Raw genomic sequence first — 19,957 nt, 5'->3', positions numbered from 1 at the left:
CGAATCCCTTCTGAAACAGCCCGAGGCTACCGGCAATTCACCTGGGACACCAGTTCGTTCCGCAATCGGCCGCGGCGGCGCGCCGATGGTGCGGTATGCGCCCGGCAGTCGAACAAAGGCGTGCTGCCGCTATGGGCTGAACACCGCCTATGTCATACGTTCATATGACAGAAATTCCATACGTTTGCTGCGATCCTTGAAGCAACAAGGGAGGAGCGCATGCGCAGTCTTTTTGCAGCCGTGCTGGCGGGTGCCGTCATTCTTGCGGCGTCCGCCCAGGCAACCGAGATCAAGCTTTCACATTTCATGTCGCCTCAACATCCCTTCCACGGAATGATATTCGAGTGGTGGGGCGACAAGGTCAGCGAGGCCACCGGTGGCGAGGTCACCGTGCGGATCTTTCCGGCCGGAGAGCTCGGCCAGGGGCCGCTGGAACAATACAGCCGGGCGATCGATGGAGTGGCCGACGTCGCCTTCGTCGTGCAGGCCTATACACCGGGCAATCCGTTCCCGCTGTCGCTGATTGCCGAGCAGCCGGGCGCCATTCAGCAACCGATGAAGGCGACAGAAGCGATGAACCGGGCGCAGGATCTGTTTGCCGACGAGTACAAACGGGTCAAACTGCTCGCCACCTGGGCAATGCCGCCGGCCGTACTCTTTACCCGTGATAATCCGGTGCAATCGATCGACGACGTCAAGGGTCTGAAAATCCGCGCCGGCTCAAAGGAAGCCGGCAGGCTGATCGAAGCCTGGGGTGCCACGCCGATTTTCATGCCGGTGACCGAGGTCTACACGGCCATGCAGACCGGTGTCGTCGACGCTGTGCTGATCAATGCCTCTGGTGCCGCCGGGTTCAAGCTGACCGAAGTCTCCCGCTACATGATAACCGGGTTCGACAGCCTGCCTGCAGTGTTCACGCTGGTGATGAACCGCGATACATATCGCGGCATGTCCGATGCCCAGAAATCGGCACTGGACTCGGTGTCCGGCGAGATGCTGGCTGCGCAGGCCAGTGAGGTCGGCAACCGCATCACACTCGGTTCGATCAAGGCATTTCTTGGCACCGACGGCCGCAGTGAAATCCAACTGACCGCGGAGGCCGCCGCTCCCTTCAACGAAGCCGCGGCCGTGGTTCTGGAAGAGGCGATGTCGAAACTCGAGAGCGAGGGGCTGCCGGCCCGTCAGGTCCTGGCGAAAATGCGCGGCGGGTAGAACCGCTTGCCGTTCGAAACCATCGACCGGATCATGCGCGCCGTATCGCTGCGTCTGGCGCAGTGCGCCTGCGGCCTGCTGCTTGCGATCATGTTGCTTACCGTTGCCGATACGGGCTTGCGCTATCTCGCCGGCCGGCCGATCGGCGGCAGCAACGAAATGATCGAGATCATGCTGTCCTTCCTGATCATGCTTGCGATCCCCTTCTGCACGGTCGAACGGGCCCATATCCGGGTTGATCTTCTCAGTAGCGCCCTCGGAACCGCCGGCCGCCGCCTCGGCGATCTGATAACCGGCGCGGTCGGTATCGTCACGTTGGCCTTCCTCAGCCGGCGCGCCTGGCGCAAGGCGGTCGATGCCTGGGCCTATGGCGACGGCACGATCTTCCTGGAGTTTCCGTTATGGACGCTCTACGGCGCCATCTGTGTGTCGATGGCGCTGTTTGCCGCGATACTCCTGTGGCAAACGTTGTGCTCGCTTCTGGGACGCGCCGATGACTGAGACCGGCGCCGGCATCCTCGGCATGATTGTGCTGGTTGGGCTGCTTGCCCTGAGAATGCCCGTTGGCCTGAGCCTGCTCGCCGTTGGTTTCGGCGGCATTTCGGTGCTCAACGGGATGCCGGCGGGAACCGCGACGATGGCATCCACCGCTCAAGCCCTGAGCGCCAACTACCTGTTGGTCATCGTGCCGCTGTTTGTGCTGATGGGAAACATCGCATCGGTGTCGGGTATGAGCCGCAGCCTTTTCGACGCTGCCTTTGCCTGGATCGGCGGGCTTCGCGGCGGCATGGCCTCGGCGGCAGTCGTGGGCTGCGCCGGCTTTTCCGCAGTGTCCGGCTCGTCCGTCGCGACGGCGCTGACCATGGGCCGGGTGGCGCTGCCGGAAATGGACCGGGTCGGCTATTCGCCGCGGCTCGCGACCGGTGCCGTGGCGGCCGGCGGGACCCTGGGCATCCTCATCCCGCCTTCCGCCGGCTTTGTAATCTACGCGCTGCTCACCGAGGCCAGCATCGGACGCCTTTTCATGGCGGGGATCGTGCCCGGGCTGCTCCTGACCCTGCTGTTCGTCGCCACCATCAGCCTGAATGTGCGGCTCAATCCGGAGATCGCCCCGCGTGCGCTCGCCATACCCTGGTCGGAGCGCTGGCGCACCCTCGGCGGTGCCCTGCCGCTGGTCTTCGTTGTCTGCGTGTCGATCGGCGGCATCTATCTCGGGGTATTTACACCGACCGAAGCGGCCGGCGTCGGCGCCTTCCTGATCACCGTTATCGCCTTCGCCATGGGCCGGCTGACGTTGCGGACCTTCGGGCCGGCGCTGCTCGACAGCGTCAGGACGACGGCGGCAGTATTCCTGATCGCAATCGGCGCCAGCGTGCTCGGCCCCTTCCTGGCACTCACCCACCTGCCGTCCGACCTATTGAACCTGCTGGTGGAGGCGGGTTTCGGACCGTACACGACACTGCTGCTCATCCTGGCGTGCTACATCCTGCTCGGGACGTTTCTGGAGGCCTTTTCGATGCTGGTCATAACGGTGCCCGTGTTCCTGCCCATCGTGGCCGGATACGGCTTCGATCTCGTCTGGTTCGGCGTGCTGATCGTCGTTGTCGTTGAAATGGGCCTGATCACGCCGCCGGTCGGGCTGAACGTGTTTGTCGTGAAGACCGTCGCCGAACGGACTCCCATGAGCGAGATATTCATCGGCGTCATGCCGTTCTGGGTGGCCATGGTTGTCGGCCTGGCGCTGCTCGTCGCCTTTCCGCAACTCAGCCTGTTCTTGCCTGACTCGATGTTCCGCTGACGGCCCGCAGGTTAGTCCGGTCGTTGATGATCAGTGCCATTAGTTCGCCGGCCGAGTTGATGCCGAGCTTGCGGTAGGCGCGCTGGCGCAGGGTGCGCACGGAACTGCCTGCAATGCCGAGTTCGATGGCGGTGCCCTCCACCGTCAGCCCGCGCACGATGCAGTCGCAGATCTCCGATTCCCTGCGCGACAATATCTCAAACGCCTGCACGCCGCGTTCGCGCAGGCTGGAAACGCTGAGCCCGGATGTGAACTGGAACGCTTCGGACCCGACGATCCTGTGGCGCAGGCCGATCAGTTCGTGGGCGACCGGCAATACATCGCGCAGCCGCTCGATCTCCTGCGGCTGCAGCGATCCGTCGGCGGCACTGCGCAGGAAAAAGCTCTGATATCCGGACCTGCCGCGCCTGGAAGCAACGGCAATGCGCTCCAGCATTCCCACGCGCCTGTACATCTCGTGACGGAAATCATCTTCCGGCGGCCGCCAAAGCTCGAAATGGACGCCGTCGGCCGGCGCCAGGGCGATCCGCTGGCGGATCTCCGCCTGGAATTGCGGCGAACTCAGAATATCCGCCGCATTGTTGCGGAACCAGTAGTCGCTGATTTTGCCGGACCACACCGACAGCACCGGGCGCGGGTCGCGCAGGTCCGCGAAGTAGAACGTGCCGAAATTGCGGATGACCGCCGCCGTCGAGACATAGTCCAGAAGCGCCTTTCCGAAATCGTCCGTGGACACCGAGGCTATAAGCTTCGCCTGGTCGCCGAGTGTCACGATATTGGGGTCCGTTTTGTCCGTCATGCGGATGACAGATTAGCCGTTTTGCCGTTCCCATAATAGTCCGCGTTCCAGGAGGAGACGGACATGAAACAGCAGTCGCTGCAACAAAAGATCGACGCCCACGGTGACGTTTTCGACATGATGTACAACGCCCGTGGCAGGCCGTTCGGTTTTCCCCTTCAGCCGGAATTCAGCAACTGGCAGGACGAGCAGCGGGCCTGGCGCCACGCGGCGATTTTTCAGGACATGTCCTACCACATGTGCGACGTCACCTTCGCGGGGCCGGACCTCTACCCGCTGCTTTCGTACCTCGGCATCAACAGCTTCACCGGATTCGGCGCGATGCAGGCCAAGCAATATGTCGTGTGCAACCCTGACGGCCACTATATCGGCGACGCCATCCTGTTCTGCGAGGAGGAAAACCGGGTCAGCATCGTCGGCAAGCCGGCGGTTGCCAATTGGGTGGCGTTCCATGCAGAGACCGGCCGTTACGACGTCCGGCTTGAACATTTCGACCCGCCGTCGCCGGACCTGGCGGCCCGCCGCCGCTTCCGTTTCCAGGTCCAGGGACCGAACGCCGACCGGATATTCGAGATCGTCAATGGCGGCCCGCTGCCGGAGATCGGGTTCTTCAAGATGGGAAAATTCAGGGTCGGCCCGCACGAAGTCACCGCGCTGAACCACCGTATGTCGGGCGCGCCCGGGCTGGAGTTCTGGGGACCGTCAGAAGACGGACAGGCGGTGAAGGACCTCATCATGGAGGCCGGCGCGGAATTCGGACTGCAGCCCATCGGATCGCGCATCTATCCCGTCACCGCGGTGGAGTCCGGCTGGGCCGGGTCTGTCGTTCCGGCGATCTACAGCGGTGACGCCATGCGGGCCTACCGCGAATGGCTGCCGGCCAACGGCTTCGAGGGATCGATGTCGGTCGGCGGCAGCAACAAGACAGGACGGATCGAGGCGCTCTACCAGACGCCCTACGAGCTCGGCTACGGCTTCATGATCAAATTCGACCACGACTTCATCGGCCGCCGGGCTTTGGAGGAGATGGCGCAGGCACCGCAACGCCGCAAGGTCCGGCTGGTCTGGAACGACAGCGACGTGGTCAATGTCTTCGCCAGTACGCTGGGCGGCGGCGAGCGCTACAAGTTCATGGAAATGCCGATGGCTAATTACACGACATCGCCGCAGGACAAGGTACTGCTCGATGGTCGCCAGGTCGGCGTATCCTATTACCCGGTCTACACCGTCCACCTGAACAGCTGGTTCTCGCTGGCGGCGATCGAATCGGATCTGGCGACAGACGGTCGCGAACTGACACTGATCTGGGGCGAACCGGACGGCGGCTCGGCCAAACCCACCGTCGAGCGCCATGTGCAGAAGGAGATCCGGGTGACCGTCGACGCCCGCCCGGTCAAGCGGGACTGACCGGCATCGGCCGGTCGCATCCCCTCGATTTGGCCCGCGCTTCCTGACCCGCGCACGACGACCGGGCGCGATGAAAAGCAGCGAAGCAAGAACGCGTGAAACCAGGCCGGAGATCAGCACGATTCCTGGAACTTTGAGCTTTCAGTTTCGGAAGAAATTGAGGCCTGAACAAAGTGGTCAGGCTTCAGCCGGACGGCCTGATGCCGCCCCGGCAATTACAGTGCCATCACCACCAGTGTAAGGCTTGTCACAAACATGAGCATGGAGGCGAACGCGGCACAGTCTTTTGCAAAGTCGAACATATGTTCCTCCTTATTCCGTCTATGTTTGTAGTTTGTTCCTTTCTTGTTCTCATGTCAAGCGAATAGCCTATTGTGCTTAAGGAAGCCTTAAGTCGCCACGACCGACCGGCTGCGGCGTTAACCGGCGGCTTGCAAATGCAACCGGAAACCGTCGTGATTTTGCTGTTTGCGGAGGGTTCTTCGTCTGAACGCTCAGTACTCGACCACCCTGCCCTCTTCGAGCGTCACCCGCCGGTCCATCAGCGAGGCGATATCGTGGTTGTGGGTTGCAATAAGGGCCGAGAGACCGGACTGACGCACCAGCGCCTCGAGCGCCTCGAAGACATAGCCGGCGGTTCCCGGATCGAGATTTCCGGTCGGCTCGTCGGCCAGGAGGACAAGCGGCGCATTCGACACCGACCGTGCGATCGCCACCCTCTGCTGTTCACCGCCCGACAGTTCAGCCGGACGGTGCTCGGCCCGGTGTCCGATGCGCATGTAGTCCAGCAACTGGTGCGCCCGTTCGGAAGCGGCCTTTTGCGTTAGGCCGGCGATCATCTGCGGCATCATGACATTCTCGAGCGCCGTGAATTCCGGCAGCAGGTGGTGGAACTGGTAGACGAAGCCGATATCGGATCTGCGCATGGCGGTGCGCGCGTCGTCGCTCAGCCCGCTCGACGCCTTGCCGTTCACGAAGACCTCGCCGCCATCGGGATGTTCCAGCAGGCCGGCGACATGAAGCAGCGTTGATTTTCCGGCGCCCGAGGGCGCGACGAGTGCGACAGTCTCGCCCTTGCGCAACGCGAATTCGGCGCCTTCGAGGATCGAAATGATGTTGTCGCCCTGCTGGTAATGCTTGCGCACGCCGTCGATCTGAAGAACCGTGTCAGCCATCGGATCGCCCTACTCGTAGCGCAGCGCGTCGACCGGATCGAGCCGCGACGCCCGCCAGGCCGGAAACAGCGTTGCAAGGAACGAAAGGCCGATGGCCATCAGCAGCACTGCGACCGTCTCTCCGGCATTCATGTCGGCCGGAAGCTGGCTGAGGAAATAGAGCTCGGGATCGAACAGCGTCGTTCCCGACAGCCAGGAGAAGAACTGGCGGATGGATTCGATGTTCCAGCAGACGATGACGCCGAGCAGGAATCCGGCAATCGTGCCGGTTACGCCGATGGCGGCACCGGTCATGAAGAAAATGCGAAGGATCGCGCCGGACGTGGCGCCCATGGTTCTGAGGATGGCGATGTCGTGTCCCTTGTCCTTGACCAGCATGATCAGGCCGGAAATGATGTTGAGCGCGGCCACCAGGACGATCAGGGTCAGGATCATGAACATGACGTTGCGCTCGACTTCGAGCGCCGAGAAGAATGTCCGGTTCTGCTGCCGCCAGTCGGAGATGTAGACCTGCCGGCCGGCCGCCGTCTCGAGCAGCGGCCGCACCGCGTCCACCGTATCCGGATCGTCGATAAAGAGTTCGATCGCCTGTACCAGCCCGTCGGAATTGAAATAGAGCTGGGCCTCCTCCAGCGGCATGAAGACCATCGACCCGTCATATTCCGACATGCCGATTTCGAAGATGCCGGACACCGGGTAGGATTTGATCCGCGGCGTCACGCCAAGCGGCGTCACATCGCCCTCCGGCGATATCAGCTTGATCGTATCGCCGACGCCAAGCCCCAGATTGGATGCCAGCCGTGAGCCGACCAGAAGTCCCTCGCCCGATGCGAAGCCGACAAGGTCGCCGCTCAGGATGTTGTCGGCAACCCCGCCGAGGCTGGTCAGGTCATCGGCGCGGATGCCGCGCACCAGCGCGCCGGTGCCGACGTCCCGGTATCCCGAGACAAGCGCCTGCCCGTCGATCATCGGGATTGCCGCGCGAACGCCCGGGACATCGGCAAGCCGGCCCGCGAGCGCATCGTAGTCATCGAACGGCTCGTCGATGGGCTGCACCAGTATGTGACCGTTGACACCCAGGATGCGATCGATCAGTTCGCCCCGGAACCCGTTCATCACCGCCATGACGATGATCAGCGTCGCCACGCCGAGCATGATCCCGAGAAAGGAGAAGCCGGCGATCACGGAGATGAAGGCCTCCTTGCGCCGCGAGCGCAGGTAACGCCAGGCGATCATACGCTCGTAGGCGCAGAACGCGCCGGCGAACGGCCGGCCGTTGCCCTTGGAAGTCCTGGTCGCCTCTGCGATGTCGCCGCTCATCGCCACTCCTTAAGTTTCCGAAACCAGCCGATTGACGGCTGCCTCAAGCGTGACATTTTCCCGTTCACCGGTCTTTCGGTCCTTGATCTCGACTTCACCGCCCGCGATCGACCGCGGCCCGACCACGATCTGTTGCGGAATTCCGATCAGGTCCGCCGTGGCGAACTTGGCACCCGCCCGCTCGTCCCGGTCGTCATAAAGCACGTCCAGCCCCGCCGCGCCCAGCTCGCGATAGAGCTTCTCGCTGGCGCCGTCGCACGCGTCATCGCCGACCTTCATGTTGATGATGCTGACATCGAACGGCGCGACGCTCTTCGGCCAGACAATGCCGTTATCATCGTGGGAGGCCTCAATGATCGCGGGAACCAGGCGTGTCGGTCCGATGCCGTACGATCCCATATGCACGAGATGCTCCTTGCCGTCCGGTCCCATCACCTTCGCGCCCATGGGCTCGGAATATTTGGTTCCGAAGTAGAAGATATGGCCGACCTCGATTCCCCGCGCCGACAGCTTAGCGTCATCGGCGACGGCGGCAAATGCTTCCGCGTCATGCATGTCGGACGTGGCGGCATAAAGCGACGTCCATTTGTCGACGATCGCCTGCAGCGCGCCGGCATCCTCGAAATCGGTCGTCTCGTCGGGAATCTCGAAGCCCAGGTAGTCGCGGTGGCAGAAAACTTCGGATTCGCCGGTGTCCGCGAGGATGATGAACTCGTGACTGAGGTCGCCGCCGATCGGGCCCGTATCGGCGCGCATGGGAACCGCCGACAGTCCCATGCGCGAAAAGGTTCGCAGGTAAGCAACGAACATCTTGTTGTAGGCACGACGGGCCCCTTCCTGGTCGATATCGAAGGAATAGGCATCCTTCATCAGGAATTCGCGCGAACGCATGGTGCCGAAGCGCGGCCGGATCTCGTCCCGGAACTTCAGCTGGATGTGATAGAGGTTGAGCGGCAGGTCCTTGTAGGAGCGGACATAACTGCGGAAAATGTCGGTGACCATCTCCTCGTTCGTGGGTCCGTAGAGCATGGGCCGGTCCTGACGGTCCGTGATGCGCAGCATCTCGCGGCCGTAGTCGTCATACCGCCCGCTTTCCTGCCACAGTTCGGCGGACTGGATCGTCGGCATCAGGATCTCGATGGCACCGGTGCGGTCCTGCTCCTCGCGGATGATCGTGTTGACCTTCTCCAGCACCCGCTTGCCGAGCGGCAGCCACGAGTAAATACCGGCGGCCTGCTGGCGGATCATTCCTGCGCGCAGCATCAGCCGGTGTGAGACGATCTCCGCCTCTTTGGGGTTTTCTTTGAGAATGGGTAGGAAATAGCGGGAAAGGCGCATCTTCGTGTCCGGTCGGGATTTGTCGCCCGATTCAGGAATCAGGCGATACAGCTATAAAACGACAGTTGTATTAGCGGCTTGGCGGTTGGAAGGGAAGCCGAACGCCCCATTGGCATGTCCGCTTATTGCAACGGTCTATGGTCAGATTACGCTTCGCTTAAAAAAAATTCTCGACAGCGATAAAAATGTCACTTTTCGGGTGACATCGAGCAAACAATGGGCTAGTTTCCACCACCAATGAGGCAGGGGCAATCGATCACTGTCCGTTTCGCGGTCAAAGTCTTGGGAGGATGGATCTAAGGCGCGGGTTGACCTGCAGCCGCCGAGTAACACCGGTTAAACGATCAACGCGATACTTACCATACAAGGCTTTATGCCTTGTTTTTTTTTGCTTTATCAAAATTCATTCTGAGCGTGCGCGGGATTTGTGTGACTGCGGCAGCGTCACTGTTTCTTCGCGGTATTCTCAGGCCGCGGCGCGGCGTTGATTGGACTGCGACAGTTTCTCGACAAATCCCACAAAGGTCCTGAGCGGCAGCGGCTTGGAAACGAGGAATCCCTGCCCCTTGTCGACACCCAATTGCGTGAGCGCCTCCAATTGCTCTTCGGTCTCGATGCCTTCCGCCACCGTCGTCATGCGCAGGTCGCCGGCCAGGCGCACCAGCATCTTGATGAGCGAGCGGGCGCTCGGATCGTGCACCACCTGGTCGACGAAGAAGCGGTCGATCTTGATGATATCGGCGCCGAGTTTCTGTATGTGGCTGAGCCCGCTGTGGCCGGTTCCCGCGTCATCGATTGCAATGTGGAACCCGTGGTCCTTCACGCGAGCGATGATTGCGGCGGCCACATCCATGTCGTTGAACTGTTGCCGCTCCGTCACCTCGATTGTGATCTGCCGGGACCCGAGGCGTGCTTCGCGCACATGGCTGCGCAGGTCCGAAATGAAGTCGGGCTGCATCAATTGCTGCGCGCCGACGTTGAACGCTGCCGTGAAGTGCTTGTTCTGCCTGAGGAAGGTACGCAGTCCGTTCAGCGCGTCATCCATCACCTGCCAGGTGATCGGTGCGATTTTGCCGGTCTGCTCCGCCAGCGGAACAAACTCGCTGGGCGGAATGACTGTTCCGTCTTTCAGCAATCTGCGCGCCAGGATCTCACATCCTGTAACGGCGCCGCTTTTCAGATCGAATATGGGCTGCGCATAGGCCTTGAACTGGCATTCCTTGAGGGCGTCGTCGATTTCGGCGGCAATGCCCCGGGGCTGCGAAACCGCGCGTATGGCAAGCAGGCCGAACAGGAATCCGAAAACGCCGCCGGTCAACGGATAAGCCGCGCCGATATGGTTGTTCCACTGCATCGCGAGATGATCGGATATCCGGATTTCGGCCCGAAGCGGATAACGCGCCGATTTGGCCTGGAATTTCAGCATTTGGGCGCCATCGCCCGAACTCCCGACCGAGCCGTGAACCACGCCGGCGTGGGATGCGATCGAGGGTCCTTCTCTCAGAACAACGCGAACTTCGTTGCCGGACCTGAGCGCCCGCGGCAGCACGTCGTAAACCAGCGTCCCGGTGCTGACCGTGGCAAGCAATATGGTATCCCGGTTCAGGATCCAGGCGACACCGAGCGCCATCTGTCCATGCAATTGCAGCGGCAGTAGCTTGATCTGCTCGTTGCGGGAGGCTCTCATGGTGTTGAGGTCGACGCGGACATCCGCGCCTCCGAGGACTTCCGGAAACGCCGCGCAGCGGGTAACCCCTTGCGCGTCCAGCATGCGGATATCCTTGACGATCGACCGTTGGTGTACCTGCGTCCGGAACATCTCCAATGAACTCTTGCCGCAGCTGATTTCGGAACGTTCCAGCAGCTCCGTCAGTGCGATGAACGCATAATCGGCCCCGAGTTCCGCTCGATTGAGCGTCGAATTGGCCAGTTCCTGAAGACGCGCCCGGTTCTGCGCCGCGTGAATGGACTGAACGACGGAATTGGTCGTATAGGCAAAGAAAGCCGCGCTCGCCAGTACCATGATGATCAGCGCCAGCAACTTCAGCGGCTTTAGTTTGTGCAACCGCATGCCCGCAAAAGTCCGCGGCCCGCGCGAGTCCCCAGACTTCCGCAGCATCCTCAAAACCGAATACAGCTTTTTCCTCTGTTTCAAGTCCGGCTGCCCGCTCTGGTAAAAATGCAATCAATTCAAGGTAACAGGGATGTCTTTCTAGTTCCTGAATCCGTTTGGTTGCCGCGAATAAGCTGCTAGTTTCAAAAAAATCCCATTTGAACGGACCGATAGCCGCCAGCATGACCACCCTCCGCCGCGCCGAAAAAGACGATGAGAATTCGATCGCCCTCTGCGCACGCAAGGCATATCAGAAATATGTCGAGCGGATCGGCCGCGAACCGGCGCCCATGACTGCTGATTTCGCCGCGCAGATTGCCGACGGCATGGTGTTTGTTCTGGCGGACGACGACGTTCTGTACGGCTTCGTCGCCTTTTATGAGGACGGGGACAGTGTCTTCCTGGAGAACATCGCCGTTGACCCGGTCCATCACGGCAAGGGTTTCGGGCGTATGCTCATCGACTTCGTCGAACAGTACGCCCGCAAGGGCAAATTCTGCTCGGTCAAGCTCTACACGAACATCCATATGTCCGAGAACCTGTCCATCTACCGGTCGCTGGGCTATTGCGAGACCGGACGCGGCCTGCAGGAAGGGTTCCACCGGGTTTTCTTTGAAAAGCGGATCTCCCGCTGACGGCGGGCCGGATCAGCGGTTGGAAAAGTCCGGAACGATGCGCGGTATCGAGTCGACGGACAGGCCGAACGCCACAGTCAGCACGAAATAGACCCCGAAGATCAAAGCCGACACCAGGCTGGTCAGCAGGACCTTCTTTCGCATCTGCAATTTGACCGGTGCGCTCTCGGTCGTTCCCAGTGTGACGTCCTGTTCCTCGGCTTGCGTGCGAACACCGATCGGCAGGATCGCGAACAGTGTGATCCACCAGATGATGAAATAGACTGCGAGGGCCGTAAGCAAACTCATTGGCGGGATTTGATCCGTTAGACCTGTTCCAGTTCCACAAGGGTGCCGCAGAAATCCTTGGGATGCAAAAAAAGCACCGGTTTGCCGTGCGCCCCGATCTTCGGTTCGCCGTCGCCGAGCACCCGCGCACCGCCGGCCTTCAGCCGCTCGCGCGCCGCAATGATGTCGTCCACCTCGTAGCAGATGTGATGCATGCCGCCGGACGGGTTCTTTTCGAGAAATGCCCCGATCGGCGAATTTTCCCCAAGCGGCTCCAGCAGTTCGACCTTGGTGTTGCCGAGTTCCACAAAGACAACGGTCACGCCGTGTTCGGCCAGCGCCTGGGGTTGCGAAACGGAAGCGCCCAACGTGTCCCTGTATTGTGCCGTCGCCGCCTCCAGATCAGGCACCGCAATCGCGACGTGGTTCAGCCTTCCAATCATTCCAGCCCGCTCCCTCTGGTTCCGGTCAGACGCGATTGACGAACACGGTCATGACCGGCTTCTTGCCCCACACGTCGCGCGCCGCCGCCCTGACGGCGCGGCGCACCGATTCATGAACGACGTCCAGGTCGCGCCGCCGCACGCGCGGGATGCTCTGCACGGCGCTGGCCGCTGCTTCCTCCAAACGGTCCGTGAGCAGCTCGCCTTCCTCGTCGGCCTCCGGTATGCCGTGCGCCCGCACCACCGGCTCGCGTACCAGTTCATGCTTGCCGTTGAGCAGCACATTGACCGCGATGTGGCCGACATACGAGAGTTTGCGCCTTTCGCCAATTCCCATTTCGTCGAAGCCGCCAATCAGGTCTCCGTCCTTGAAGATCCGGCCGTGCGGCACCGCGTCGATCACTTCCGCCGGCCCCGGCGCCAGACGCAGCAGGTCGCCATTGCGCACATGCGGCACCGTCTTGATGCCGCACTGGCGGGCAAACGCCGCGTGCCCGGTCAGATGCGCCGCCTCGCCATGCACCGGCACCAGGATTTCGGGCCGGATCCACTCGTACATGCGCTTGAGTTCATTGCGCCGGGGGTGTCCGGAAACGTGCACCAGGGCCTCGTCGTCGGTAATAATGTTGACGCCCTGGTCGATCAGACCGTTCTTGATTTCCAGGATCGCCTTTTCATTGCCCGGAATCGTCCGCGACGAGAAAACGACCGTGTCGCCGGCATTGAGCATCACATTGCGCATTTCGTCGCGCGCGATCTTGGCCAGCGCCGCACGGTTCTCGCCCTGGCTGCCGGTCAGGATGATGACGATCTTGTCGCGGTCGATCGTGTTGAACTCGTCTTCATCGATGAAGGGTGGGAGGCCCTCCATGTATCCGAGATCCGTCGCAACATCGACGACACGCTTTATGGAACTGCCGAGCAGGAGTACTTTCCTGCCCGCGTCCCTTGCCGCTTCGGCGACGGACCGGATGCGCCCGACATTGGAAGAAAACGTGGTCATCGCCACCCTGCCCCTGGCGGCGCTGACGATGTTCTCGAGGCTCTCGCTGACCTCTTTCTCCGAGGGCGATACGCCGTCGCGCAGCGCGTTGGTCGAATCGCAGATGAGCGCAAGGACACCCTCGTCGCCGATTTCACGGAACCGTTTTTCATCGGTCAGCGGTTCGAGCGAGGGCGCCTCGTCGATCTTCCAGTCGCCGGTGTGGATCACGCGCCCGGCCGGCGAAGAGATCACAAGGGAAACCGGCTCCGGTATGGAATGGTTGACCGGCACCGCCTCGATCGAGAACGGTCCGACCTCGAAGGTGTCGCCCGCCCTGTATATGGTGACCGGCACCTCGTTCATGTCGCCCTCATAGGCGCGTTTCGCCTCGAGCATGCCGGCAGTGAACGGTGTCACGTAAACCGGCGCGCCGAGATAGGGCCACAGCTCCGCGACGGCGCCGTAGTGATCCTCATGCGCATGGGTGATGATGATCGCCTTCAGGTCGATCTTCTCGTCCTCGATATAGCTGATGTCCGGCAGGATCAGATCGACGCCCGGCAGTTCCGGGCCGGCGAATGTGACGCCGCAATCCACCATGATCCATTCGCGCCGGCCCTTGGGGCCATAGCCGTAAAGCGCGAGATTCATGCCTATCTCGCCAACGCCGCCGAGCGGCAGGAATACCAGTTCGTTCTTTGAAGCCATTATGCTTTGGTCTGTTGTCGGAATGCCGTGCCCAACTCAGGGCCGCCCGAAGAAGACATCGCCAGCGGCGACGGTTTGAATATTGTTGTCATCGTCGACGAGAACGAGGCAGCCCGATGCATCGATGTTCCTGAAGGTTCCCGACAAGGTGCTGTCGGGCAGGTTTATCGTGATGGGACCGCCAATCCCTTCCGCCGCGTCGAGCCACGCCTCACGCACGGCGGCAATGCCTCTTCCCCGGTCCCAGCGCGCCAGTTCCTCCTGCATGGCCTGAAAGAGCCGTGCAAAGAGCTCGTCGGGCGAGACCGCGGACCCAGCGGCATGCAGTGTCGTGACGGGGTACATCACCTCGTCGGGCGCGTGTGCCACGTCGACACCGCAGCCAATAACAACGGCTTGCGTGCCATCAGGCAGCGCCTCGCTCTCCAGCAGGATGCCGGCAACCTTCTTGCCGCCGACCAGGATGTCGTTGGGCCACTTGATCGAGGCTTTGTTTCCGCCGGGGGGCAGGACTTGCGAAATCGCCTTGTAAACGGCGACGCCGACCGCAAGCGGCAGGCTGGCGAGCGCTTCCTGCGGCGCGACATCGATCAACAGCAGCGAAGCATAGAGATTGCCGGGCTCGGACACCCAGCCGCGGCCGCGCCGGCCGCGGCCCTTCAGCTGGCGATTGGCGGTGATCCAGAGATTACCCCTGTCGCCCTGCCGGGCGCGTTCCAGACATTCCAGATTGGTCGAATCCAAATCGCCCAGTGCTTCGTGCCTGTATTCTCCACCCGCGCTGCTCATCCAGTCATCCTGCCACGAACAGGGTCTGGGCCGCAACGCCGGCTGCCCGGCCGACCGGACCGCCGACCAGCACATAGCCGAGCACGAACAGACCAGAAACGCCCATGACGACGCGCAATTCTCCGGCAACCGGCACGAAGGATACGCCCGCCTCGTCGAACCACATGATCTTGACGATGCGCAGGTAGTAATAGGCACCGACTACCGATGCCAGGACACCGATGACCGCGAGCGCGTAGAGTCCGGATTCGATGGCCGCAAGGAATACGAAATACTTGGCGAAGAAGCCGGCAAGCGGCGGGATGCCGGCGAGCGAGAACATGAAGATCGTCAGGATCGTCGCCATCAGCGGATTGCTGGAGGCAAGGCCGGACAGATCATCGATCTGCTCGACATTGCCCTCTTCCTTGCGCCGCATGGCCAGGATGCAGGCGAATGTGCCGAGCGTGGTGATCATGTAGATCAGCATGTATATGACGACACCGCGCACCCCGACCTGGGAGCCGGCCGCGAGTCCCACCAGGGCGTAGCCCATATGGCCGATCGAGGAATAGGCCATCAGCCGCTTGATGTTGCGCTGGCCGATGGCAGCGAACGCACCAAGCACCATCGACGCGATCGACACGAAGACGATGATCTGCTGCCAGTCGGGCGCCACCGGCTCGAACGCACTGATCACCACACGCACCAGCATCGCCATCGCCGCGATCTTCGGCGCGGCGGCGAAAAAGGCCGTGACCGGCGTCGGCGCGCCCTCGTAGACGTCCGGGGTCCACATGTGGAACGGCACCGCCGAGATCTTGAAGGCGATACCGGCGAGCAGGAACACCAGTCCGAACACGACGCCGATCGAGCGCTCGCCCTCGGCTACGGCGGCGGCGATTTCCGGGAAACCGATGTGCCCGGTAAAGCCGTAGATCAGCGACGCGCCGTACAACAGCATGCCCGAAGACAGCGCGCCGAGGACGAAATATTTGAGGCCCGCTTCCGTCGAGCGGGTGCTGTCGCGATTGATCGCCGCCACCACGTAGAGCGCCAGCGACTGCAATTCGATGCCCAGATACAGCGCGATGAGATCGTCGGCGGAGATCATCAGCATCATGCCGAGCGTCGCCAGGACAATGAGCACCGGAAACTCGAACCGGTCGATCTGCTCTTCCTGCGCGTGACCGACGGCCATCGCCATCGCGGTGATCGAGCCGATCAGCGTGAGGACCTTCATGAAACGCGCGAAGGGATCCTGAACGAACGAGCCGCCATAGGCGACGCCCAGGTCGGATATCAGAACCATCCACACACCGGCCGCGATCAGCAGGGCGACCGCCAGCCCGGTCACCAGGGTCGAGGACTGCCGGCCGGAAAAGACCCCGATCATCAGGAGCACCATCGACCCGACGGCCAGGATGAGTTCCGGAGTGGAGAGCTGCAGGCTCGATACGAGGAGTTCAGCTGTCATATGGCCAGTGTCCTTCGTCAGTCCGCGAGCGCCAGGCCGTTGGCGGCCTCAAGCGCGATATTGTAGTTGTTGATCAGCGCATCGACCGTCACCGTCGTTACGTCAAAGACCGGCAGCGGATAAACGCCGAAGAAGATGATCAACGCCGCCAGCGGGTAGAGAATGATCTTCTCGCGCTGCGACAGGTCGAGCAGCGACTTCAGGCTCTCTTTCTCAAGCGGACCGAAGATCACGCGCCGGTACAGCCAGAGCATGTAGGCGGCCGACAGGATCACGCCGAGCGTCGCCAGGATGGCGATCCAGCTGCTGACCTGGAAAGCGCCGATCAGCACGAGGAACTCGCCGACAAAGCCGGATGTCCCCGGCAAGCCGACATTGGCCATGGAAAAGACCATGAAGACCACGGCGTATTTCGGCATGTTGTTTACCAGCCCGCCATAGTCGGCGATTGCGCGTGTGTGCATGCGGTCGTAAATCACGCCGACGCAAAGGAACAGCGCGGCGGAGACCAGTCCGTGCGAAAGCATCTGGAAAATCGCGCCGTTGACGCCCTGTGCGTTGGCCGAGAAGATCCCCATCTTCACGTAACCCATATGGGCGACCGAGGAATAGGCGATCAGCTTCTTGACGTCGTCCTGCATCAGCGCGACCAGCGAGGCCCAGATGATGGCGACGACCGACAGCGTGAAGATCAGCGGCCAAAGCTCGACCGAGGCGATCGGGAACATCGGCAACGAGAACCGGATGAAGCCGTAGCCGCCGAGTTTCAGCAGGATGCCCGCCAGCACCACGGACCCGGCCGTCGGCGCCTCGACGTGCGCATCCGGCAGCCATGTATGGACCGGCCACAGCGGCAGTTTGACGGCAAAGGATGCGAAGAAGGCCAGCCACAGCCATATCTGCATGTTTGCAGGGAAATTATGCGCCAGCATTTCCGGGATCGAGGTGGTGCCTGCATTCCAGTACATCGCCATGATGGCCAGCAGCATCAGCACCGAGCCGACCAGCGTATAGAGGAAGAACTTGAAGGCCGCGTAGATGCGCCGCTTGCCGCCCCACACCCCGATGATCAGGTACATCGGGATCAGCCCGCCCTCGAAGAAGACGTAGAACAGGACGATATCGAGCGCGCAGAAGGCGCCGATAACCAGCGTTTCCAGGATCAGGAACGCGATCATGTAGTCCTTGACGCGGTGCTGCACCGATTCCCAGCTTGCCAGGATGCATAGCGGCATGAGGAAGGCGGTCAGCACGACGAACAGCACTGAGATGCCGTCGACCCCCATGTGGTAGGAGATGCCCTCGCCCAGCCATTGCGCCTGCTCGACGAACTGGAAGCCGACTTTCGAGTCGTCGAAATTCGCCCAGATGAACAGCGAAAACAGGAAGTTGAACGTCGTGACGATCAGCGAAACATTCCGGATGTTTCGGCGGCCCGTCTCGCTGTCATCGCGGATCAGCAATATCAGGAGCACACCGACAAGCGGCACAAATGTGGCCACGGAAAGGATCGGCCAGTCGGTCATTACACAGCACTCCCGAGCATCATCCAGGTGACAAGTGCGGCAACACCAATCAACATCGCAAAGGCATAGTGATAGAGATATCCGGTCTGCAGCCGGACAATCCGGTTGGTAATCTGATGCACGCGTGCCGCGATGCCGTCAGGCCCGAAACCGTCAATCAGCCAGCCGTCACCCTTCGTCCACAGCAGATGGCCGAGCCACTTCGACGAACGCACGAACATCAGGTCGTAAAGCTCGTCGAAATACCATTTGTTGAGCAGGAACTGGTAGAGGCCGTTGTGCTGGGCGGCGAGCGCCTTCGGCGTCTCCGGCGAGCGTATGTAGAACTGCCATGCGAACAGGAAGCCGACGACCATGGCGGCAAACGGGCTCAGCTTCACCCAGGCCGGCACGTTGTGGAATTCATGCACGATGTGGTTGTCAGGCAGCGTGAACAGCGCCCCGTTCCAGAATTCCTCATAGTGGTGACCGAAGAAATCGCCGACGAATAGCATGCCGGCGAAGAGCGCACCGGCGGCGAGGATGTAGAGCGGCGCAAGCATGACCAGCGGCGATTCATGCACGTGGTGCATGACGTCGGACGACGCGCGCGGCTTGCCGTGGAAGGTCATGAAGATCAGCCGCCAGGAATAGAAGCTGGTAAAGGTCGCGGCGATCACCAGCAGCACGAAAGCAAATCCGGCGGCCGGATTATGGCCCACGAAGGAGGATTCGATGATCGCGTCCTTGGAGATGAACCCGGCGGTGCCGATCGGCGTGAACGGAATGCCGAAACCGGTCAGCGCGAGGGTTCCGATGACCATCAGCCAGTAGGTTATGGGAATGTGCTTGCGAAGCCCGCCCATGCGGCGCATGTCCTGCTCGTCCGACACGGCATGGATGACCGATCCGGCGCCAAGGAATAGCAGCGCCTTGAAGAAGGCGTGCGTGAACAGGTGGAAGATGCCGGCGCCGTATGCACCGACGCCGAGCGCGACGAACATGTAGCCGAGCTGCGAGCAGGTCGAATAGGCGATGACGCGCTTGATGTCGTTCTGCACCAGTCCGACGGTCGCCGCGAAGAACGCGGTCACCGCGCCGACGATCGTGACAACGGTCAGGGCGTCGGTCGACAGCTCGAAGATCGGCGACATGCGGGCGACGAGAAAGACACCGGCCGTAACCATCGTCGCGGCATGGATCAGGGCCGAGACCGGGGTCGGGCCTTCCATCGCATCCGGCAGCCAGGTGTGCAGCAGGAACTGGGCCGACTTGCCCATCGCGCCCATGAACAGGAGCAGGCAGACCGTGGTCAGCGCATCGCCCTTGTCCATCTCGATGCCGAAGAACTCGAAGAGCGCATCCGAATTGCGTGCCTCGGCGGCCGGCATGAAGTCCGCTGTGCCTGCGAAGATGACATCCATCGAGACCGAACCGAAGAGCACGAACAGGCCGAAGATGCCCAGCGAGAAGCCGAAATCGCCGACACGGTTGACGATGAAGGCCTTGATGGCAGCCGCATTGGCGGACGGTTTCTTGAACCAGAAGCCGATCAGCAGATAGGACGCGAGGCCGACGCCCTCCCAGCCGAAGAACATCTGCACCAGGTTGTCCGACGTCACCAGCATCAGCATGGCGAAGGTGAACAGCGACAGGTAGGAGAAGAAGCGCGGCCGGCTCGGATCGTGATGCATGTAGCCGATCGAGTAGATATGCACCAGGGACGAGACCGTGTTGACCACCACCAGCATCACCGCCGTCAGCGTGTCGATACGGAAGGCCCAGTCGATATTGAGCGTTCCGGCGACGATCCACGGCAACACCTCGATCTGGATGAGATCGCCATGGCCCAGCGCCACCTGGAAGAACGAGATCCACGACAGGAACGCCGCGATCACCATCAGCCCGCAGGTCACATATTCCGAAGCCCGCGCCCCGATCGAGCGGCCGAACAGCCCGGCAATGATTGCTCCCAAAAGCGGGAAGAAAACAATTGCGTGATACATG

The 19,957-nt window shown here is 61.6% G+C and carries 17 protein-coding genes; 5 read left to right on the top strand and 12 right to left on the bottom strand.

All coding sequences use genetic code 11. From position 1 onward, the window contains the following. The first annotated feature begins 219 nt into the window (after nt 1-219). Genes E4M07_RS04330 through E4M07_RS04320 form a run of 3 tightly spaced genes read left to right on the top strand, consistent with a single transcriptional unit; the run spans nt 220 to nt 3,010 of the window. Nucleotides 220-1,212, top strand: coding sequence for a TRAP transporter substrate-binding protein (locus tag E4M07_RS04330; protein ID WP_136657039.1), 993 nt, complete (start codon nt 220-222; stop codon nt 1,210-1,212). A 6-nt stretch (nt 1,213-1,218) separates the two neighbouring features. Beyond that, on the top strand, nt 1,219-1,713 hold the full coding sequence (locus E4M07_RS04325) for a TRAP transporter small permease (RefSeq protein ID WP_136657038.1): 495 nt from the start codon (nt 1,219-1,221) through the stop codon (nt 1,711-1,713). After that, nucleotides 1,706-3,010: a TRAP transporter large permease gene (locus E4M07_RS04320; protein ID WP_136657037.1), complete on the top strand. Its 1,305-nt coding sequence runs from the start codon at nt 1,706-1,708 to the stop codon at nt 3,008-3,010. The genes E4M07_RS04325 and E4M07_RS04320 overlap by 8 nt, the downstream gene beginning before the upstream one ends. Here the strand turns inward: E4M07_RS04320 and E4M07_RS04315 are convergent. Then, complete coding sequence (locus E4M07_RS04315) at nt 2,976-3,809, bottom strand: LuxR family transcriptional regulator (protein WP_136657036.1); 834 nt, start codon at nt 3,807-3,809, stop codon at nt 2,976-2,978. The two genes, E4M07_RS04320 and E4M07_RS04315, sit on opposite strands and share 35 nt — an antisense overlap. A 63-nt stretch (nt 3,810-3,872) precedes the next feature. On the opposite strand from E4M07_RS04315, the gene E4M07_RS04310 reads away from it, so the two are divergent. Further along, nucleotides 3,873-5,216 (top strand): aminomethyltransferase family protein, encoded by a 1,344-nt coding sequence (locus tag E4M07_RS04310; protein ID WP_136657035.1) that lies wholly within the window; start codon nt 3,873-3,875, stop codon nt 5,214-5,216. Between the two features lie 494 nt (nt 5,217-5,710). On the opposite strand, the gene E4M07_RS04305 is transcribed toward E4M07_RS04310, so the two are convergent. The 4 genes from E4M07_RS04305 to E4M07_RS04290 all read right to left on the bottom strand — a co-directional run bounded on the left by E4M07_RS04305 (nt 5,711) and on the right by E4M07_RS04290 (nt 11,120). Beyond that, complete coding sequence (locus tag E4M07_RS04305) at nt 5,711-6,391, bottom strand: ABC transporter ATP-binding protein (protein ID WP_136657034.1); 681 nt, start codon at nt 6,389-6,391, stop codon at nt 5,711-5,713. A 9-nt stretch (nt 6,392-6,400) separates the two neighbouring features. Beyond that, on the bottom strand, nt 6,401-7,711 hold the full coding sequence (locus tag E4M07_RS04300) for a lipoprotein-releasing ABC transporter permease subunit (protein WP_136657033.1): 1,311 nt from the start codon (nt 7,709-7,711) through the stop codon (nt 6,401-6,403). A gap of 9 nt (nt 7,712-7,720) precedes the next feature. Beyond that, nucleotides 7,721-9,049, bottom strand: coding sequence for a proline--tRNA ligase (gene proS / locus E4M07_RS04295; RefSeq protein ID WP_136657032.1), 1,329 nt, complete (start codon nt 9,047-9,049; stop codon nt 7,721-7,723). A gap of 466 nt (nt 9,050-9,515) precedes the next feature. After that, a complete protein-coding gene (locus tag E4M07_RS04290) occupies nt 9,516-11,120 on the bottom strand; it encodes an EAL domain-containing protein (protein ID WP_169054075.1) in 1,605 nt (534 codons plus the stop codon). Between the two features lie 224 nt (nt 11,121-11,344). On the opposite strand from E4M07_RS04290, the gene E4M07_RS04285 reads away from it, so the two are divergent. Beyond that, entirely contained in the window at nt 11,345-11,797 is a 453-nt protein-coding gene (locus tag E4M07_RS04285) for a GNAT family N-acetyltransferase (protein WP_136657030.1), read from the top strand. 12 nt (nt 11,798-11,809) lie between these two features. On the opposite strand, the gene E4M07_RS04280 is transcribed toward E4M07_RS04285, so the two are convergent. From E4M07_RS04280 to nuoL, 7 genes are read right to left on the bottom strand one after another with little or no spacing between them, the layout of a single operon-like run. Further along, the gene (locus E4M07_RS04280) at nt 11,810-12,085 is read right to left on the bottom strand and encodes a DUF1467 family protein (RefSeq protein ID WP_136657029.1); all 276 of its coding nucleotides are present in this window, start codon (nt 12,083-12,085) and stop codon (nt 11,810-11,812) included. Between the two features lie 17 nt (nt 12,086-12,102). Then, entirely contained in the window at nt 12,103-12,507 is a 405-nt protein-coding gene (gene mce, locus E4M07_RS04275; protein ID WP_136657028.1) for a methylmalonyl-CoA epimerase, read from the bottom strand. A 25-nt stretch (nt 12,508-12,532) separates the two neighbouring features. Further along, nucleotides 12,533-14,200, bottom strand: coding sequence for a ribonuclease J (locus E4M07_RS04270; protein ID WP_136657027.1), 1,668 nt, complete (start codon nt 14,198-14,200; stop codon nt 12,533-12,535). A 36-nt stretch (nt 14,201-14,236) separates the two neighbouring features. Continuing rightward, nucleotides 14,237-14,989 (bottom strand): biotin--[acetyl-CoA-carboxylase] ligase, encoded by a 753-nt coding sequence (locus E4M07_RS04265; protein ID WP_136657026.1) that lies wholly within the window; start codon nt 14,987-14,989, stop codon nt 14,237-14,239. Nucleotides 14,990-14,993: 4 nt separating this feature from the next. Next, a complete protein-coding gene (gene nuoN / locus E4M07_RS04260) occupies nt 14,994-16,445 on the bottom strand; it encodes an NADH-quinone oxidoreductase subunit NuoN (RefSeq protein WP_136657025.1) in 1,452 nt (483 codons plus the stop codon). Between the two features lie 17 nt (nt 16,446-16,462). Continuing rightward, entirely contained in the window at nt 16,463-17,971 is a 1,509-nt protein-coding gene (locus tag E4M07_RS04255; protein WP_136657024.1) for an NADH-quinone oxidoreductase subunit M, read from the bottom strand. Further along, nucleotides 17,971-19,956, bottom strand: a complete 1,986-nt coding sequence (nuoL, locus tag E4M07_RS04250) for an NADH-quinone oxidoreductase subunit L (protein ID WP_136657023.1) — start codon at nt 19,954-19,956, stop codon at nt 17,971-17,973. Before nuoL ends, E4M07_RS04255 begins: the two co-directional genes overlap by 1 nt. Between the last annotated feature and the right edge of the window lies 1 nt (nt 19,957).

The organism is Nitratireductor sp. XY-223 (assembly GCF_004959855.1).
GTDB lineage: Bacteria > Pseudomonadota > Alphaproteobacteria > Rhizobiales > Rhizobiaceae > Hoeflea_A.
This window is presented reverse-complemented; position numbering and strand designations above follow the sequence as displayed.

Bases quoted from the DNA above. Each gene is read 5' to 3' on its own strand.
- E4M07_RS04330 (WP_136657039.1), top strand. From the start codon at position 220: ATGCGCAGTCTTTTTGCAGCCGTGCTGGCGGGTGCCGTCATTCTTGCG.
- E4M07_RS04320 (WP_136657037.1), top strand. From the start codon at position 1,706: ATGACTGAGACCGGCGCCGGCATCCTCGGCATGATTGTGCTGGTTGGG.
- E4M07_RS04315 (WP_136657036.1), bottom strand. From the start codon at position 3,809: ATGACGGACAAAACGGACCCCAATATCGTGACACTCGGCGACCAGGCG.
- E4M07_RS04310 (WP_136657035.1), top strand. From the start codon at position 3,873: ATGAAACAGCAGTCGCTGCAACAAAAGATCGACGCCCACGGTGACGTT.
- E4M07_RS04305 (WP_136657034.1), bottom strand. From the start codon at position 6,391: ATGGCTGACACGGTTCTTCAGATCGACGGCGTGCGCAAGCATTACCAG.
- E4M07_RS04300 (WP_136657033.1), bottom strand. From the start codon at position 7,711: ATGAGCGGCGACATCGCAGAGGCGACCAGGACTTCCAAGGGCAACGGC.
- proS (WP_136657032.1), bottom strand. From the start codon at position 9,049: ATGCGCCTTTCCCGCTATTTCCTACCCATTCTCAAAGAAAACCCCAAA.
- E4M07_RS04290 (WP_169054075.1), bottom strand. From the start codon at position 11,120: ATGCGGTTGCACAAACTAAAGCCGCTGAAGTTGCTGGCGCTGATCATC.
- E4M07_RS04285 (WP_136657030.1), top strand. From the start codon at position 11,345: ATGACCACCCTCCGCCGCGCCGAAAAAGACGATGAGAATTCGATCGCC.
- E4M07_RS04280 (WP_136657029.1), bottom strand. From the start codon at position 12,085: ATGAGTTTGCTTACGGCCCTCGCAGTCTATTTCATCATCTGGTGGATC.
- mce (WP_136657028.1), bottom strand. From the start codon at position 12,507: ATGATTGGAAGGCTGAACCACGTCGCGATTGCGGTGCCTGATCTGGAG.
- E4M07_RS04270 (WP_136657027.1), bottom strand. From the start codon at position 14,200: ATGGCTTCAAAGAACGAACTGGTATTCCTGCCGCTCGGCGGCGTTGGC.
- E4M07_RS04265 (WP_136657026.1), bottom strand. From the start codon at position 14,989: ATGAGCAGCGCGGGTGGAGAATACAGGCACGAAGCACTGGGCGATTTG.
- nuoN (WP_136657025.1), bottom strand. From the start codon at position 16,445: ATGACAGCTGAACTCCTCGTATCGAGCCTGCAGCTCTCCACTCCGGAA.
- E4M07_RS04255 (WP_136657024.1), bottom strand. From the start codon at position 17,971: ATGACCGACTGGCCGATCCTTTCCGTGGCCACATTTGTGCCGCTTGTC.
- nuoL (WP_136657023.1), bottom strand. From the start codon at position 19,956: ATGTATCACGCAATTGTTTTCTTCCCGCTTTTGGGAGCAATCATTGCC.